The following is a 17775-nucleotide window of genomic DNA, read 5'->3' as shown; positions in this document are numbered from 1 at the left end:
TTTGCTGATCAATTCGCTCATTATCGTCTAAAATGATCCATTGGGAAACAGTTCTCAGGGCGACACAATGACAGCCCTATACCACACACTCCCCATACCCTATTACCAGATTGATGGAGTCGTTGGTGTCAGATGCTCTTGAAGCTCCGTATCCGATTGGCGGACTTCTAAACAAAACAGGGGCGGCCCAACTGGACCGCCCCTGCTGAAAGGAGTTGCTAAACTCTGCGCCGCTTACTTGGCCACCTTTTCGAGGATGGCGTTGAGGCGGTTGATCATGCTGCGCGGGTCGTCGAGCAGGCCGGCGCTGATCAGCGCGTTGTCCAAGAGCTGCTCGGCAATGAGCTTTGCGGTGTCTTCGTTGGACTGGCTGAGCGCGGACAGGTGCTTGATGAGGCCGTGGCGCGGGTTGATTTCCAGATTAACGGAAACCTGATCATCGGGCATCTCGTCATTACGGCCCATAGCGCGCATCATCTGGCGCATTTGGGCGGACATCATGGCGTCGGCATTGGTGGCGACGATTGGGCTGTCGACCAAACGCTTGCCGGCGGCAACCTTCTTGACGCGCTCTTCGCCGAGGGAAGTCTTGAGCCACTCGCAGAGGGCGTTGACATGTTCTTCCGGCAGCGGCTCGCCTTCGACTTCGGCGTCTTCCAGCTCGAGATCGTCGGCGTCGGCGGACTTGAGTTGCTTCTCCTTGTATTCGCGGAGATTGGTCATCAAGTATTCGTCGATGGGCTCGTAGAGGAAGAGCACTTCCAGGCCGCGGGCCTTGAACGCTTCCAGATACGGACCGCTTTCGAGCGCAGCGCGGCTCGGCCCGATCAGGTAGTAAATTTCCTTTTGGCCGTCCTTGGCGCGGTCGAGGTATTCTGCGAGGGAAGTCAGCTTGCCCTCTTCGAGCATGGACGACTCAAAGCGCAGCAGCTCGGAAGTTTGCTCGCGGTAAGTGAAATCACTGATCGCTCCTTCCTTCATGAAGAAGCCAAACTGCTGCCAGAACTTCTCATACTTTTCGGCGTCCTTCTTGGCCATCTTCTCGAGGTGCTTGAGGAGGCGCTTGGTGATGACCGTGCCGATCTTGTTGAGCAGCGCGCTGTCCTGCATGGACTCGCGGGAAATGTTGAGCGGGAGGTCGGCGGAGTCGACAACGCCCTTTATGAAGCGCAGCCACTCGGGCAGGAGCTTCTTCGGCTGCGGATCGATCAGCACCTTGCGGCAATGCAGGGCGACGCCGGGCTCGATGCGGCCAAAGCCGGGCATTTCCGGATTGGAGCCGGGGATGTAGAGCAGGGTGTGGATGTCGAGCGGCGCGTCGGCCTGGAAGTGCATCCAGTCGAGAGGCTCGTCGAAAGCCTTGGCCTGATACTTGTAGAACTCCTTGTAGTCCTCTTCGGTGATCTCGGACTTGTCCTTGAGCCAGATGGCCTGCTGGGTGTTGACCTTCTCGCTGTTCAAATTGATCGGGAAATCAACGTAGGCGGAGTAGCGCTCGACGATGCCCTTGATGCGATGGTCGGTGGCGAACTCCTTGGCGTCTTCCTTGAGCTTGATGACGATCTTGGTGCCGCGGTTGAGGCCTTCAGCTTCTTCAATGGTGTAGCTGCCTGCACCTTCGCTCGTCCAACACCAGCCGGTGCCGTCGCTCTGCCAATTGCGGGTGTAGACTTTCACCTCGTCGGCGGCCATGAAGACAGAGTAGAAGCCAACGCCAAACTGGCCGATCAGCGCTTCGTTGGCGCCGCCGGATTCCTTAACGGCGTTGAGGAACGCCTTGGTGCCGGAGTGGGCGATGGTGCCGAGGTTTTCGACGAGGTCATCGCGGGTCATGCCGATGCCGTGATCCTGGATCGTGACCGTGCCGGCTTCTTCGTCGGAGGTGATGTTAATCTCCAACGCGAGGCTGTCGTCGTGAATGGTCTTTTCGGTCAGTTGGGTGTGACGCAGTTTCTCCAGCGCGTCAGAGGCGTTGGACACCAACTCGCGGATGAAGATTTCCTTGTCGGTGTAGAGGGAGTGGATGACGATATCCAGCACCTGCTTGACTTCGGCCTGGAATTCGTGGGTTTCGGGCGCGGTTGTGCTCATGGTTATGTGATTACTGTGGAGTTAATTTGAAATTGGCTAAACCCGCTAACTGAAAGCATACACGGGCAGGTTTCAAGTCGTTTTCTGCCCGGAACTCGCCATGAGCGAGGTTGAACCTCGGATAACACAGAGGGCGCGGAGATTGCATGGGGTGGGGAGGGCGCAGTCTCCTTTGGAAAAGCACGCCCATCATTTAAAAAACAACCGCCATGTTTTTCCAAAACACTCGCTTATGTGTTTTGGAAAACGATGATCGTCGCTTTTTGAAGAGACCCCATTTAATTTGCTTATTTCAGCCTTATTCAGCTGTTTCAGGAGCACCGGTGACCACGATATTATCGAACAGCGCGGTGACATCGATGAAGTTGCCGTCGGCGTCTTTGGGTGCCCAACTGGGATTGTTGCCTCCGTGGAAGGTGCTGAACAGGAACTTGCTGATTAGCGTTTCATCGCCGCCTTGTCCGCGGAATTCCATGTCCTGCGAATCTGCGACCAGCTCACCGTCGACGAATAGCTGGGTGAACCCGTTGGCTTGGCCGACGTCATTGAGCCGGGTGACGATTTTAACGTGCTGCCATTCGCCGATTTTGAAAACCGGCTTGGTCGTGCGCTTGCCGACGCCATATTTATGGCCTTCGCCTTGATCATACAGATAGGTGCGGGCATAGCCGTCTTTGCTCCACATGATGCGCGAGCTCCAGCTTTCGGGGCGGCGGGGCATGCCGCCACTCACGACATTATCCGGGCCTACGCCGTGTAATTTGCCGCCGCGCACGAACTGCCAGCCGTCCTCAAATTTCACATCGAAGTCGAGCGCCGCGTAGTCGGTTTTGCGCGGAAAAAATACATGCGTCACGACTCGCTCGCTGCCCATCTCGCTGCCAATGTAAGTCACACGGAGCGCATTGGAGCCATCGGCTGCCTGGCCTTCGGCAAGGGTAATTTTGGGGTGCCTCAGCAGTTGTTCGGCAGTCGGATTGGGGCCGTTGTCCAAAACGATGTTGATCAGCGTGTCTTCGTTGGCAACGAGCAGAGAGAGTGGCGTGAGATAGGCGATCGCGAGGATTCTTAAACGAGAGATCATATTGTCTTTGGAAGGGGGAAAGGACTAGTCATTTAGGGTTGGTTGTAATTTGCAAGACATTGGCGAAAACTGTCAATACACGGCGCCATATTTCTGCTGGCAAGACATCCAGGAGCACTACCATCGACTCCAGAGTGCTACAGCTAAAGTTGTGTTTTGAAATTGTCTTAATAATGAGCAGTAGCGATGTTTGTGATCGCTCGGGCAAGAAATCTGCTGTTTCCTAGGTGGCGAATCTGCGCTACTTTACTGGCCGATTCGCTATCGCTACGAACCATGATTACTACGAAACGCTTCGATTATCTGGGCATTAGCAAGATCCAGATGCACCCGACGGTGGTTAACCACCGTAACCTCACGCAGTCCAAGGTAGAACACTATGCCAAGGACATTCTCGCCAACGGTTTGCTCGAGCCGCTGGTGGTCTGGGAAAAATCTCCCGGTGAGTTCTACTTGATTGGCGGTTTTCACCGTATCAATGCGATCTACAAGATCCGTGAGCAGAATCCTGGCTATTTTGATCGTGTCGATGTGCGCGTGGTGGCAGGCTCAGCCGACGAAATGCGCGCGCTGAACCTAAAGCTTAATTCAGACCGTGTAGACACCAAGATTACCGACTATTTCGAGACGGTTGTTTACCTCAACAACGTAAATTGGTCGACCGAGCGCATCGGTGAGTTCCTCGACCGCAGCACGGCTTGGGTGGAAGAGATCCTGCGCTATGCGCCGGTTATGCCGCCGAAGATTTACAAGATGCTTTCCGACGGAGATACGAGCTGGAATCGCGCTAAGGCTGCCTGTCAAAAGCTGATCAAGGCCCCAGCTGGGGAAGAAGACGCGGCCGCCGCGAAGGCCGAGCAGGAGCTCAAGGAGAAGAAGCCCAAGAAACCGCTCAATTTCCGTTCGGCGAAGACCCGTATTACGGATATGGCAAAAGCCTCGCCTAAGGCCCGCTATGATCTGGACAATGCCGATCTGAAGTCGTTGATTCTCGTGCTCGAGGGCAAGGAATTTAGCCAAGCAGACATCAAGCGTGTAAAGGCGAAGTTCCCGGGCTTGGTTTAGCATCCTGGCAGCTTATTCTGATTGATCTTCCCTGAGCATTGGGCCGGCGCCATTTCCGCCTCCGCCACCTTGTCCACGGCCTTCGCCGCCTGGGCCTCGGCCGCTGAATCCGGCATGTTCGGGGCTTTGGCTGTTGGCTGTTTTCTGTATCGGGGCGAAGGTAATGCCTAGCGCCAGAACGAGGCCAGCAGCCAGCCCACCGATGACTGGCCAGAGTTTCTTTTTGGCGGCGGCGTTTTTTAGCCACGGCCAAGCAAGCCAGAGGTGGGCTATGACTAGGCCTGCAAAAACGAAACCTCCGATGGTGTGGATTTCGACGATGTCGTGCTTGGAAAAGCCAAAGACGCTAAGGCCGCGGCCTGCGGGGCCGTGGGGCATGCGCCAGTAGAGAAGAGCGCCGGTTCCGCCCAGCAGGCAGACATTCAGCCAGAGGGCGAGGTTGAGGATGCGTCGAATGATGAGTTTCATGACAGGAGATTAATGCCTTGAAACGCGGTGGAGACGCTAAAGTCGCACGGGTGGTAGTGTTATCAAATCGTGCACTGGCGGGGATAAGTGAAAGTAATCGGTAAGCGCCTTTTTATATGGCGAATATGAAAATGGACGCAAATGCCAGGATGAGCAGCACAGCGACAATGCCCACGATGATGTCGCGTGGGCTCTTTGGCTTGGGGCGGCCAAACTCGCGAGCGGCGAATTCATCGTAGTCGAATGTGTCGTCTTCTGGAAGGTCGAGGCCATCGTAAATGGACTCGCTGGCAGCATCGCTGCGATAGAGCCCAGTGCGTTCATCGGCTCCACATTCCGGGCATGCTAAGGCATTGTTTTTAACCGTTGCGCCGCAAATTGGGCATTCGAATGTGTCACTCATGTTATCTCTAGCAGCTATTGTTGATTGTTTCATAAGACAGTTGCCATGCTTGGGCTAGTTTTTATTGATCATTCTTCCGTTACGTGAGCCGATTGCATCTTATACACCTAATCAATGTCTTCTGAGTCCGCAAAGTCTCGTTTTATGCGCATCCTGCCAACTGGCTTGGCGCTTTTTGTCGCGGTATCAATCTTGGGTGGGGGGTATTGGGCTTGGCAGGCTTATGAGTTTCACCGTGCTGAGCGTCTCATGGTTGAGCGGCAATACGCGGAGGTCATTCAACGCGCAAATCGACTGATTGCGTTTGGTCCAGATGCTGATCGTGCGCTGAAAATTAAGCTGCAAGCCCAGATCCATTTGAGCCCTGAAAATGCGCACCGTGAAGTCATGGCTCTTTTGGCGGAAAAGGATGTCGCAGATTATCCGGAAATTAGTTTGGGCATGCTGCAGTATTTAGTCAAATCGGAGCAGTTTGAGTTGGCCCACGGTTTGGCGCTCCGCATGGAGCAGATGAAGACCTCGGACCCTGATTTCCAGCTACTGATGGCCCAGATTGCCATTAATCGCGGTGATGTGGCCACTGCTTTAAACCGTTTGAGTATGGCAGTGACCATAGACCCGAATCATGCAAAAGCTCACCTGCTTCGTGCGCGCATTTTGCTCAGTGCAGATAATCAGGCAGCGCACATTCAGGCCAAGGCCAGCTTGCGTGTAGTGGCGGAGCTGAGAGACCCACTGAGGGAGGATGCGTTGATCATGCTGGCAACGCAGCCTGGCTTACCGTTATTTGAGAGCGATCGAGAGTGGTTGATTAAGCAACTGAGCAACCCTGAGCGAAGCACGCCCACCATGCGGTTCTTGGCGGATACTCAGCGTATCATACTACAGCCACTAGCGCGCTATGGCATAGCGCAGGAGGCGGTGAAGCGTGAAGGCAAGGGCGATGCAGTGTTACTGGTTAGGTGGTTAATCGAAGTCGGCGCCTATGAAAATTTGTGGCAATATCTGGCTAGCGACAGTGGCAAGAGCATTGTCAATGGAGGGCGTTGGCGCGTCGATATCTTAACCATGTTGGGCCGCGATCCAAGTTGTGCGCAATACATCCTGGAGAGCGGAGATTTTCAGGTGGATGACTTGAGTCGTGCAATCCTGGAGACCTATGTGACGCTGCCTGATGCAGTGAGATCGGGCGATGAGTCATCAGAATGGCGTAGAGCGTATGAATTGGCCTTGCAATCGCAGTTGCCGGATGAATTGCAGGCATTAGGAGAGTTAGCGCGGCAGGCCCAGTGGAGGGCGTCTGCTGAAGAGGCGCTGCTGGCTGCATTTGAAACATCAACTAAGGACGATGACAAAATCCGACTGGCACCTGCTGTCTTTACGCAGCTCAGCGAAAATGGCAGCACGCGTGCGATGATTAGTTTGAGTGAACGTCTTCTCGAAATTGAGCCTGGAAGTCCAATCTATCTCAACAATCAGGTTTACCTTGAGGCGTTGTTGGGAGAAGTGAGTGATGTAGAAATCGAGGAGCTACAGGAAGTCGTTGCTAAGGGTGGCCCCAATGGAATTCACTCTGCCTTGGCATTGTGTTTACTACAGCGAGGCCGACTTGCTGAAGCGGAGGCACACTATGCTCAGCTTGATCCGAAATACTTTGGGCACCCCAGTTGCCGTCTCGTGGGTCTTCTACTTGCCGTAGAATCAGGTGATGAGGTTGCGGCAAAAAAAATGGTGCTTGATCTAAAGGGCAGTGATTTGTTGCCGGAAGAGCAAGAGCTTTACGATAGCGCTCGCAGCAAAGTCATGAAGGCACAATAAGCCCTTTGGCATTCGCGAAAACTGGGCACAAGAAAGTAATGGTGAAGCCGAACGGACCCCATCGGATCCTTGATGATCAAGACGTTGGCAGGGTTCCCTATCAGCCTGTCGGCTTTTACGTTTTCCTTTAAGCGTTATGTTTGTCGAGGAGTTGGCGGCTGCGTGGTCTATTGGTGATTTTAGATATGAGCCGGTGATCTTTTCGGGGGGTGCCCGTGCGGCAAATCCACAACATCGCTTCCGTCATCAAGCGGTCATCTTTAAGCGGACGACCACGATTCAGACTCTTTGTACCACGTGCCTTCAGCCGATGGGCGTTAATTTTTTAAGGCGACCCAGAGCGAGTCATTCTAAACCTATCTATCTTGTTGCATGACAATGCGATAGAATACAAACAATTCACTGGAAATAACTAATTTATATCAACTCTGTTCATTTTGAAGAAACGGCCTATTCTTCGACCAAGAAACTGGTATTGAGCAAGTCGTTATCGCGGCTACACTTCTGTAGTATGTCAATCTGGTGACTCCAGCATGCTGCTTGCGTGGCATCTCCGGTTGTACCCTTCAACCTTTGAATCTGCCCAATTGGCGTTTCTTTGTTTCCTGAGCCGTGTGTGAGCATTTCTCAGGATGAATCTTTCGTAATCTTGGGAATATTGCCTCATCTACTAAGGTCTTATGATCAATGAACTCAACCCCACGTGCATTTTCAGGTTTTACTTGCGAAGCGAAGCCCATTGACTGATCAACTGGACTGCATCGATTAAAATGAGTGCTACAGCCAAGTTAACCAACGGTTTGTTGGTCTTCGAGCGATACCGACTTAAGCGCCTGCTGGGTCGGGGCGGGATGGGCGTCGTTTGGCTTGCACACGATATTGAGCTTGAGAAAGACATCGCCCTCAAGTTCCTGACTGAAAACCTGCTCTTCGACAGCACAGCGGTCCGCGATTTGAAGAAAGAAACCCGGCGTGGCATGGAGCTCGCGCATCCGAATATCATCCGCGTCTATGGTTTCTTTTCGGGGGACGAGCGCGCCGCCGTCGCCATGGAATATGTGGAGGGCAACAACCTTTCCAGCCTGCGGGACACCCGCGAGGGCAGCTACTTCGAGGTCAATGAAATAGCGGAGTGGACGTTGGAGCTCTGCTCGGCGCTGCACTACGCGCATTCAAACGCGGAGATTGTCCACCGTGATCTGAAGCCGGCCAACCTGATGGTCGACCAGAAGAGCCGCCTAAAGATTGCCGACTTTGGGATTTCTGCCAGCCTGACGGATGCTCAGACGCGGCTGACCGGCACTATGGGCCTGCGCGGCACGATGCTCTACATGGGCCCGCAGCAACTACTCGGCCAGCGTCCTTGCATCTCGCATGATATTTACGGCCTCGGCGCCACGCTTTTCGATCTGCTGACGGGGAAGCCGGTTTTTTACACTGGCGACATCAGCCTGCAAATTCGCGAAGCGTTGCCGCCCACGCTCAGCGAACGTCGGACGGAGTTGGGCATCGTTGGTGCTGGCATTCCTCCGGAGTGGGAGGACACCATTGCGGCCTGTCTGGCCAAGGATGCGGCTGACCGTCCTTCGAGCGCTGCCGAGGTGATCAATGGCCTTCGTTTAAGCAGCGATTTGCTGGCGCAAGGCGGCGCGACGCTGCCTGTGCCGTTGGGTGATTCGGGCGCGTCCCGCCCTTCGGAGCCAACAATCCGGGAGTCCGGCCCGCCAATACAACTTATTCCGCGTGGGCAACCAAATCAACCACCGACGGCGGAGACGACCGTGCAGGACCCGCCCATCACCGCCAACACTCAGACGCCCACCGCGCATTCGGTTCGCGCTCCGATGTCGGGCGTGGCGATAGCTTTACTCGTTTTATGCAGCGTGGTGGCTGGTGGCGGCGTGGCGTATTTTGCGTTTTTGCACGGGAGCATGGATGCGACGATCAAGGCCAACTCAGCGCCGATGGCCAACCCAACGAATTTCAACAACCAGCCGCAAAGTCAGACTAATCGGCCCGGCCCCGGAGGATTGCGTTCGGGGCCGCCGGGATTTGATACATCCAGCGGGGAACCGCAGATGCCATCATCTTTTGCCCCGGGGCAGAGTTTAAATATGCGGAACGACGCGGTTCCTGATGGCATTATTTCTACGGGGATCTCCAACCGCGCCGCACCTGAGATCCTTAATCGACCGGAAAACGGGCATGATTTTCAATTGCCGCAGTCGGGCATGATTTTTCGTTGGGCTCCGCCGTTTCGGTTCCAGATTGGCTCGCCGCGTCATCGGGTATCAGATGTCATGAACAAGTCGACCCTGGCGATCTTCACACAAGGCTTTTGGATCTGCCAGCATGAGACGACTCAGGAGGAATTTTTAAAGTTGATGGGGTATGATCCCAGTGAGAACAAGCACCCGAAGAATCCGGTGGAGAACGTTTCTTGGGATGAGGCCATGACTTTTTGCGCCAAACTGAATGACAAATACCGTGGTCTGTTGCCAGAGGGCTATGTGTTCTCCCTACCGACGCAGGCGCAGTTTGAGTATGCCTCGCTGGGCGCGGTCAACGGCTACTATGGCCAGCAGGGGAATTTCGATAATTTCTCTTGGAACTATGGCAACTCCGGTGGGCGAACTCAGCAGGTGGGGCAACTGATGCCCAATGAGTTTGAGATGTATGACACCGTGGGTAATGTGGCTGAATGGACCTTGGACTGGTATGCCGCTTTGCCCGGTGGTGAAGTCGAGGATTATTACGGCCCAGAGACTGGTGAAGCGCGCGTGGTTCGCGGTGGCAATTACACGCATGGCGGCCCCGATCTGCGCGTGAGTAATCGAAATTTTTTTGAGCCTGATACCAAGGATCCGCGAATTGGCTTTCGCGTTGCATTGATTCCGATCAATCCTCAAAATCGGGTTGATCCTTAATGCTATTCGTACATGACAGACATTTCCCACGATTCCACCACGATTGAACCCGGCCTCAAAGTAACCGTTGAAGGCAAGACTTACCTGGCGCACAGTGGCGACATCCTCGGCCGCGAAGGCACCGTGGCCAAGAACGTTTTCTACTTTATTAAGACGGTTTCCCGCGTGCACGTGAAGATCCTCAAGCAGGAAGGCTTCTGGTTCATCGTCGTACCGGCCGCGGTCAGCAACTCGACCAAACTGGATGGCGTGGAAGTCCCCCGCGACGAACCACAAAAGATCAACGGCACGCGCATCCTGAAGATGTCTGACGGTTGCGTGGTGACGCTTGAGGCGGAGTAATCAATACCGAGACGTGAGTTCTGCCTCGTAGGCTTCTGCATCCAGCGGCAGCGTGACTGCTTCGTTTTTAAAGGCAGAGTAAAGCATCGCGTTTGCCAGCTCCACCGGACGTTTGCCAAAGACGGCGGGCGCGATGAGGGGAGCGCCTGTAAGGATTGCATCGGCAAAGTTCTGGAGAATTTCCACGTGGCCGTAAGTGAATTCGTCGGTGATAACGTCGATTTCTTTTGATTCCGGCTTTTGGAAACCATCCTCTGCAGTGCGGCAGTGCTCGGGGGTGGGCTTATCGTTTTGCGTAAATTTAAGGTGGCCCTTTTCGATGACGACGAGTCCATTCTCCGCCGCGACTTCCAGGCGGTTCATACCGGGCGATTCGCCCGTGCTCGTGATGAATACGCCGGTAGCGCCATTAGAGAATTCGAGTAGCGCGGTGACGGCGTCTTCCACCTCGATGTCGTGGTGACGGCCAAACTGACATATCGCGGTTACCTTTTCCGGCATGCCGAAGAGCCACTGGAGGATGTCGAGGTTGTGCGAGCATTGGTTGAGCAGCACGCCGCCGCCTTCGCCCTTCCAGGTAGCGCGCCAGCTACCAGCTTGGTAATACGCATCGGTGCGGTACCAGTCGGTGATGGTCCAGCTGATGCGCTCGATCTTGCCGAGCTGCCGGCTTTGGATGAGCTCGCGCAGCTTGCGGTAGTAGGGGATGCAGCGTTGGTTGAGACCGGCGGCAAAGACGAGGTTAGGATTCTTATAGGCGCTGATGAGCTTGATGCAATCGGCCTTGTGGACGGAGATTGGTTTCTCGACGAACACGTGCAAGTTCCGCTCCAGCGCTGCGATGCCCAGCGTGGTGTGGCTGTAGTGCGGGGTGGCGATAATGACGGCTTCAACGTCGCCGGATTCCATCATCTCGATGGGGTCCGTGAACTTCCGGATCGATTCGCCAAAGGCGTCGAGTTGCTCCTGCTTGGGGTCGGAAACCGCGACGAGTTCGACGCCCTTGGTTTTCCCCTCAAGGATGTTCTTGGCGTGGGTGTTGCCCCGGATGCCCAGACCAATGATGCCTAAGCGGACTGACTCTTCGCTACTCATGCTACGTTAAGTAGCTGTCGCGATACGTATAAATGGTCAAGGCTTTGCGGGCTTCGGCGACATTCATTAGCTGAAGTGGTCGCAGGCGCACGGTTTTTGATTCACCGGGAAACAGGTCGAAAAAGTTATCGCTCAGGCGGTGTGGGATGGCGTCCACGAGGTTCAGGTAAACCTGATACGCGATCTGATCGCTGCTCAGCGTAATGTCGAATTCGCCGCCAGCGACCTTCGTAACCTTGGCTTTGATCTTCGGCGCATTGAACTCCAGGCGCTTGGGCCCGGTGAGGCACGTTGTGTTGACGTTGTCTTCGTAACCCTCGGCGGTGAGGCGCGTGCGGAGGATCAAGTCTTCGCGCCCGTGTGCTTCGACAAGCGGAGTCAAGTCGAGCTTTTTGCGGCGGATGGATTTACCGTAGGTTAGCTTCACCGCCTTGGTTTCTTCGAGCAGTAGCTTGTTTTGGCTGATGGACCACACTTGCCAACTGAGCTCGCCGGAGGTGTTTTGCGGCCCATCGAACACCGTGTAAATTTCCACCGCGTCAACACCGTTGAGAACCACGTTGGTGCTGCCGTGGATTTTCTCTTCGCCAATCAATTTGACGGAAACCAAGGCTGGCGAAAAGAAACGCTTGGCCGCGTATTGCAAGGCTTTCCAGCGGCCGCCGAAGTCGATGCTCGACCACGAGGCGACAGGCCAGCAGTCGTTGAGCTGCCAGTAGAGGGCGCCCATCGTGCGTGGCATGTTGCGCCGCATGTGCTCGATGCCGTAGCGGAGGGTGAAGGCCTGCATGATTTGGGAGAGGTAAATCGTCGCCTGGAAATCCTTCGGAAAGCGATACAGTTCGGAGATGTAGTGAAAGATGATCGAGTTGCCACCGCCGTTTTTCTGGTGGTTGTTGAACTCCGGGCTGAAGACGTTTTGGCTTTCGGTAAATGTGGCCGCCGTTTCGACGTGCGGATAGGCCTGCATGCCGAACTCCGAGAAGAAGCGATGGAACTGCTGCTCGTATGCGGAGAAGTGTTGGCGTGCATGCCATACGCCCCAGAAATGCACGTCGCCGGAGTCCACATTGGCGGTGTCGCCGAAGACTTCGTGCGGATTGTATTCGGAGGTATGAATATAGTCCGCGCCCGGAAGATGTTTCTCCAGTGCTTTGGGGAGAACTTCGCAGAAGACTTTCAGGTAGGCTTTGCCGGCTTTCTTATCGGCCTTTAACTTGTCGCGATTGAGTTGGATGATCTCGTTGTTACCGCACCACAGCGCGATGTGCGCGTAGTTGCGCAGGCGGCGGACCTGATACTCGGCTTCGGCGCGCACTTGCTTGCAGAATGCGGGATCGCCGGGGTAAGGCGCGCAGGCAAACATGAAGTCCTGCCAAACCATGAGTCCACGTTCGAGGCAGGCTTCGTAGAAGGAATCCAGCTCATACACGCCGCCGCCCCAAACTCGGATCATGTTCATGTTGGCGTCGACTGCGGAGTCGAGGAGGTCGTCGAAGTGCGCCTCTCCTTCGTTGACGAAGCTGTGCGCAGGGATCCAGTTCGCACCCTTGGCGAAGACAGGCTTACCATTGACAGTAAATTTAAAACTCTGGCCCCACTCGTCGGGCTCTTGCACGAGCTTGATTTCGCACAAGGCGATGCGTTGGCTGCGTTGGTCGATCAACTCGCCGTCAGACCACAGCTCGACGATCAGCTCATAGAGTGGCTGTTCGCCGTGACCATTGGGCTGCCACAGTTCGGGCTTGGTCACGACGAGTTGCAGCGTCTCGTTGAGTCTTTCGGCGCAATGGGCGATTTCTTCGCCATTTAAGCTAAGCTTGGCGACGACTTGGAAGCGCTTACCGCGATGGGCGGTGTTGACCGCGACGTTGACAATGCTTTGCCCCGCAGAGTGTTGTTGGGTGACAAAGTAATCTTCAATCCGATTCGTCGACCACGACTCAATGCGAATGGGACGCCAGATGCCGCAGGTTCCGAGGCGGGGACCCCAGTCCCAGCCAAATGAACACTGCTGTTTACGGATTTCGGTGCGGCCACCCAAACGGTCACCGATACAGCGCTCGGGATTGGGGTTGCGCGCAAGGATGGCTGAGCGCGGATGGAGGAAATCGATTTCAAGAAGATTTTCGCCTGAGACGAGCTTGTCCTTCACGTCAAATCGCCAGCCGACAAACATGTTGTCCGTTTGAGCGATGTCCTGTCCGTTGAGTTTGATCGTGGCAAAGGTGTCGAGCCCTTCAGCAACGAGTTCGACAAAGTCTTCTGCCCGCTGTGCATCGCTCAAACAAAATGTCGCACGGTATTGCCAGTCCGTTTCTTCAACCCATAGCAGATCATCTTCGTTGCGGCCGTAGAAAGGGTCAGAGATCACACCTTGATTGCGTAGGTCGGTGTGGACGCAGCCAGGAACTTTGGCGTCCAGCCATTCTTGGTTGTGAGCCGCACGAAATTGCCAGCCGTCGTTGAGCTCATTCGCTTGATTTAAGAGGAGATGCTTGGGCATGTCTCCAAACCTGCATATGAATGATGGTCAACGGCGAGATCAAAAATACAAATTTAATCAGTGATTGGCACAAACATCCTCTTGGCTTATGCGATGATTGAAAGCTCTGATGGATGGGAAGTCCTTGGAGCATCATTGAATTTGGATGGAGAATGGGCAGGTTCGGCCAGCTTGAAAATGGTCAGTCTCGAATAGCACGTCGGCTGTAGTGCGCATGGCAGTAGCCAGGACGTGGCCTAGCAGTGTGGCGAGCTGTGCCAAATGAAACAGTCCTACTCTAGAATATGGTCGATTTGTGCAATTTCCGCTTTGCTTAAGCTACCTGCATCCAACGCTTTGGCACAATCAACAACTTGTTGGGGGCGGCTGGCACCAATCAGCACACTGGTCGTTTCGGGGTGTCTGAGCACCCAGGCCAGTGAAAGTTGAGCGAGGGTTTGGCCGCGACTGGAGGCGACTTCATTGAGCGCGATGAGTTTGGCCTGGAGTTCTGGCGTGATGCGGTCGGCATTCAAGAAGACACTTTCGCTGCCGGCGCGGGAGTCGGCAGGAATCTCCTGCAAATACTTGCCAGTGAGGAGTCCGCCAGCCAATGGACTAAAGATGATTGTGCCGAGGCCATCTTCACCATTTGTCTTGAGCAATTCGTCGCGGCTGTCGCGGTTGAGCATACTATAGCTGAACTGATGGATGATCGGTGTGGTCCATTTGTTGCGTCGGCAGAGCTCGACTACCTGACGGGCGTGGGCCGGGCTGTAGTAGTTGGAAATGCCAGTGTAGAGCGCTCGACCGCTTTTTACGAGATAGTCCAGTGCCTCAAGCGTTTCTTCCAGCGGGGTCTCGGGGTCTGGGCGATGGTGGTAAAAAATATCAACATAGTCGAGTTGTAGGCGCTTGAGGGATTGATCGCATGAACTGACGATGTATTTGCGTGAGCCCCCGTCGCCATAGGGGCCGGGCTGCATGCGGTACCCTGCCTTGGAGGAGATGATTAACTCGTCGCGGTAACCCGCAAAGTCTTCCTTGATGATTTTGCCACAGCGCTCCTCGGCGGAGCCAGGTGGCGGGCCGTAGTTGTTAGCCAAGTCGAAATGTGTGATACCGAGGTCAAAGGCGGTGAACAGCATTTGCTGGCAATTCGCGTGAATGCTGGCCTCGTCGGCGCACTTGAGTGAGTCGGTGCCCGGGGCACCAAAATTATGCCAAGCGCCCAAGCTGACGGCGGGGAGTTGCAGGCCAGATTGACCGCAGCGGCGGAACCACATTGGGGTGCTGGTTTCGTAGCGATTTTGAGCAGGGGAATAAGACATGGTTAAGACTAAGCAGAAAATTCTCGTTTTGGCCAAGAAAGATCGAGATGGAGGCCCCGGTCATTCTTATCAGTCGGGTTACTACTATTTGGGCCGCTAAAAACTGTTATCTCTACTCGCTATATCATCACTTATTTCATTGCTGTTTTCTGTTTGCTGGTGGGAGGTTGTGAAGGTGGTGGTTCATGGAACAACGTGACCTTGCCGCTGCTCCTTCTGCGCGATAACGAACTGCTGACAATTCCAGTTGGTCTTTATCGACTCGACGGCGAATATGTGAAGCAATACGGTCAATTGATGGCGGGCTTCGCTATCTCCTCGGTGCCGCCTTTAATTCTCTTCTTGTTTTCAATGAAACTGTTTGTGAAAGGACTCTCCGCTGGCGCGGTCAAAGGATAATTACCATGGCAGAAGTTACCCTCAAAGATTTGGTCAAAGAATATCGCGACGACAAGCACACGACCTTCCGCGCCGTGAAGGGGATCAACTTGGAAATCCGCGACCGCGAGTTTATGGTGTTCGTTGGGCCGTCCGGCTGTGGTAAGTCCACGAGTCTGCGCATGATCGCCGGCCTCGAAGACATCACCGATGGTACCATTGCGATCGGCGACCGCATCGTCAACGACGTGCAGCCGAAGGACCGCGATATTGCGATGGTATTTCAGAACTACGCGCTTTACCCGCACATGACGGTGTTCGACAACATGGCCTTCGGCCTGAAGCTGCTCAAATACCCGCGTGACGAAATCAAAAAACGTGTCGACGACGCAGCGGAAATCCTTGGCCTTGAGTCGATGCTCGACCGTAAGCCCAAGCAGCTATCCGGCGGCCAGCGTCAACGTGTGGCTGTGGGCCGCGCCATCGTCCGCAAGCCGAAGGTTTTCCTGTTTGACGAACCGCTCTCGAACCTCGACGCGAAAATGCGCGTGTCGATGCGCACGGAGATTTCCAAGCTCCACGCCCGCCTCAATGCCACGATGATTTACGTGACGCACGACCAGACCGAGGCCATGACGATGGGTGACCGCATTTGCGTGATGAAGGACGGCAACATCATGCAGGTCGACGAGCCGCTGAATATATACAACAACCCGGACAATATGTTTACGGCCGGCTTCATCGGCAGCCCGCCCATGAACTTTTTCCATGGCCAGATTGTTCCCGAAAACGGCAAGCTCGTCTTCGTCGAAAAGAACGAGGTCAACGCGCCAATCCGTATTTCTCTGGACGACCGCCTTACGCGACTCGCACAAAGCTACCAGGGCAAGCCCATCGTGCTGGGTGTCCGGCCGGAAAGCATCGCCGACGCAGTCACGGTGCACAATCTCGACGAGTCCCGCTGCCTCACGGCGAAGGTAGAGGTCTCCGAACCAATGGGCGCGGAAACCTATCTCTACTTCGATACCGGTGCCCACAGCTTCATCGCGAAGGTGCATTCCGAGCACAAATTTGACTTCGGCCAGGACGTCAAAGTCTCCCTCGATCTCGACCGCGCCCACTTGTTCGACCCTGAAACCGACAACGTGCTCAAGTAGCTGTCGCTCTGGACGGGCAGCAACTGCCATTTCCGACGTTTATCTATTCGGAATCTTATTACGAAAAAGCGCTTGCCCAATGGGAAACCTGTGTTAGACCAGTAGCCTTCTTACGGGATATTAGTCTCGTTCGCCACCTTAGCTCAGCTGGTAGAGCAGTTGATTTGTAATCATCAGGTCGTCGGTTCGATCCCGACAGGTGGCTCCACCTGAAATAAAGGCAGCTGGCTGATTATTAGGCATTTATAGGATTCTGGGGCCGTAGGTCTAGTCTCATCCAGTCTCAATAAATTTCGTGTAGTCTCGAAAAACACCCCGATTTTGGGCAACATTTTGGACAACATTTTTAAGGCTTGGATGGCCGAATCGCCAGCATAGTCTATGCGTGAATATCGGTAACATGAGCGCATCCCTGAAATATGACCCGAATAACGAGCTTTTCGTTAGAAGAGAAGATTTCGACCGGGTATTTTCCAAGTCCGTGCCGAAAGCTACCTTTCATCGATGGGTTAAGGATGGAAAAATTAAAAAGGCGCGGGACTTGGATGGATGGTATTTACTGAATAAGACGCTGGTCCATCAAGGCATGGCTCCAGTGGACGTTGAGGAATTTAAGAAGGAACGGGAGTCTACTCCTGCTGGCTTAAAAAACAGCCAGTTGCTATACATTGCCGTAATGCAGTCCGATGCTCATTTCGGGATGTTAGCTCCCCCTCGCTTCAAGGTCCCGAATATTCTTACGCCTGAGGAAGTGGCAGCCATCCGGAAACTGATGGAGGAGCACGAGAAGGTTATTTCGTGCTACACGGAACGTTCGCAGCGCATTATTTACCGACACGGCTTTCTGGATGCTCTGGATGCAGCAAGCTTTGTAGATGGGGATTAAGCGGTAATTTTCCGTCCAAAGTGCTCACTAGGACCAATTTTAGCCTAAATTAGTGGCCAGAGGCGTCAAATAGCCGCTGCGTATCTGGAGTAAGGGGCAGTTTTACGGCAAAGAAAAATAGTTAACTTCACTATTGGTTGCGTGTGAAAAAGTTTTGAAATTCGACCTGTAGGCCTCATGAATAAAGGACTTGTGGTTGTTTCTGGTGGCCGTTTTTTGGGGCCAATCGTTCTCCCTTGTTTTGC

14 protein-coding genes and 1 tRNA gene are annotated in these 17775 nt (G+C 54.3%); 8 read left to right on the top strand and 7 right to left on the bottom strand.

The window, feature by feature from the left end:
* Nucleotides 1-234: 234 nt before the first annotated feature.
* Both htpG and RBB62_RS09835 read right to left on the bottom strand, forming a co-directional pair.
* Nucleotides 235-2091, bottom strand: coding sequence for a molecular chaperone HtpG (gene htpG / locus RBB62_RS09840; protein WP_309398604.1), 1857 nt, complete (start codon nt 2089-2091; stop codon nt 235-237).
* Nucleotides 2092-2389: 298 nt separating this feature from the next.
* Complete coding sequence (locus RBB62_RS09835; protein ID WP_309398603.1) at nt 2390-3175, bottom strand: polysaccharide lyase; 786 nt, start codon at nt 3173-3175, stop codon at nt 2390-2392.
* 276 nt (nt 3176-3451) lie between these two features.
* On the opposite strand from RBB62_RS09835, the gene RBB62_RS09830 reads away from it, so the two are divergent.
* Nucleotides 3452-4240: a ParB/RepB/Spo0J family partition protein gene (locus RBB62_RS09830; protein WP_309398602.1), complete on the top strand. Its 789-nt coding sequence runs from the start codon at nt 3452-3454 to the stop codon at nt 4238-4240.
* 12 nt (nt 4241-4252) lie between these two features.
* Here RBB62_RS09830 and RBB62_RS09825 read toward each other — a convergent pair whose 3' ends face one another.
* Nucleotides 4253-4708, bottom strand: a complete 456-nt coding sequence (locus tag RBB62_RS09825; RefSeq protein WP_309398601.1) for a DUF4405 domain-containing protein — start codon at nt 4706-4708, stop codon at nt 4253-4255.
* Between the two features lie 112 nt (nt 4709-4820).
* Nucleotides 4821-5111: a hypothetical protein gene (locus RBB62_RS09820; protein ID WP_309398600.1), complete on the bottom strand. Its 291-nt coding sequence runs from the start codon at nt 5109-5111 to the stop codon at nt 4821-4823.
* Nucleotides 5112-5255: 144 nt separating this feature from the next.
* On the opposite strand from RBB62_RS09820, the gene RBB62_RS09815 reads away from it, so the two are divergent.
* From RBB62_RS09815 to RBB62_RS09805, 3 genes are all read left to right on the top strand, one after another.
* Nucleotides 5256-6929: a tetratricopeptide repeat protein gene (locus RBB62_RS09815; RefSeq protein WP_309398599.1), complete on the top strand. Its 1674-nt coding sequence runs from the start codon at nt 5256-5258 to the stop codon at nt 6927-6929.
* A 770-nt stretch (nt 6930-7699) separates the two neighbouring features.
* Nucleotides 7700-9856, top strand: coding sequence for a protein kinase domain-containing protein (locus tag RBB62_RS09810; protein WP_309398598.1), 2157 nt, complete (start codon nt 7700-7702; stop codon nt 9854-9856).
* A gap of 12 nt (nt 9857-9868) precedes the next feature.
* The gene (locus RBB62_RS09805; protein WP_309398597.1) at nt 9869-10198 is read left to right on the top strand and encodes an FHA domain-containing protein; all 330 of its coding nucleotides are present in this window, start codon (nt 9869-9871) and stop codon (nt 10196-10198) included.
* On the opposite strand, the gene RBB62_RS09800 is transcribed toward RBB62_RS09805, so the two are convergent.
* The 3 genes from RBB62_RS09800 to RBB62_RS09790 form a co-directional block, all read right to left on the bottom strand.
* Nucleotides 10199-11293 carry a Gfo/Idh/MocA family protein gene (locus RBB62_RS09800; RefSeq protein WP_309398596.1) on the bottom strand — a complete coding sequence of 365 codons (1095 nt, stop codon included), beginning with the start codon at nt 11291-11293 and terminating at the stop codon, nt 10199-10201.
* 1 nt (nt 11294) lies between these two features.
* Complete coding sequence (locus RBB62_RS09795) at nt 11295-13799, bottom strand: beta-mannosidase (protein ID WP_309398595.1); 2505 nt, start codon at nt 13797-13799, stop codon at nt 11295-11297.
* A 272-nt stretch (nt 13800-14071) separates the two neighbouring features.
* Nucleotides 14072-15109 carry an aldo/keto reductase gene (locus RBB62_RS09790; RefSeq protein WP_309398594.1) on the bottom strand — a complete coding sequence of 346 codons (1038 nt, stop codon included), beginning with the start codon at nt 15107-15109 and terminating at the stop codon, nt 14072-14074.
* 159 nt (nt 15110-15268) lie between these two features.
* Between RBB62_RS09790 and RBB62_RS09785 the strand changes: the two genes are divergently transcribed.
* From RBB62_RS09785 to RBB62_RS09770, 4 genes are all read left to right on the top strand, one after another.
* On the top strand, nt 15269-15508 hold the full coding sequence (locus RBB62_RS09785; RefSeq protein ID WP_309398593.1) for an ABC transporter permease family protein: 240 nt from the start codon (nt 15269-15271) through the stop codon (nt 15506-15508).
* A 5-nt stretch (nt 15509-15513) separates the two neighbouring features.
* Nucleotides 15514-16644 carry an ABC transporter ATP-binding protein gene (locus RBB62_RS09780; protein ID WP_309398592.1) on the top strand — a complete coding sequence of 377 codons (1131 nt, stop codon included), beginning with the start codon at nt 15514-15516 and terminating at the stop codon, nt 16642-16644.
* A gap of 132 nt (nt 16645-16776) precedes the next feature.
* Nucleotides 16777-16852: transfer RNA gene (locus RBB62_RS09775), tRNA-Thr, on the top strand.
* A 192-nt stretch (nt 16853-17044) separates the two neighbouring features.
* Nucleotides 17045-17530, top strand: a complete 486-nt coding sequence (locus RBB62_RS09770; protein ID WP_309398591.1) for a hypothetical protein — start codon at nt 17045-17047, stop codon at nt 17528-17530.
* Nucleotides 17531-17775: the final 245 nt, after the last annotated feature.

This window comes from Cerasicoccus maritimus, assembly GCA_031296935.1.
GTDB classification, from domain to species: Bacteria; Verrucomicrobiota; Verrucomicrobiia; order Opitutales; family Cerasicoccaceae; genus Cerasicoccus; species Cerasicoccus maritimus.
Note: the sequence above shows the minus strand (reverse complement) of the source record. Positions and strands in the feature narration are given on the sequence as shown.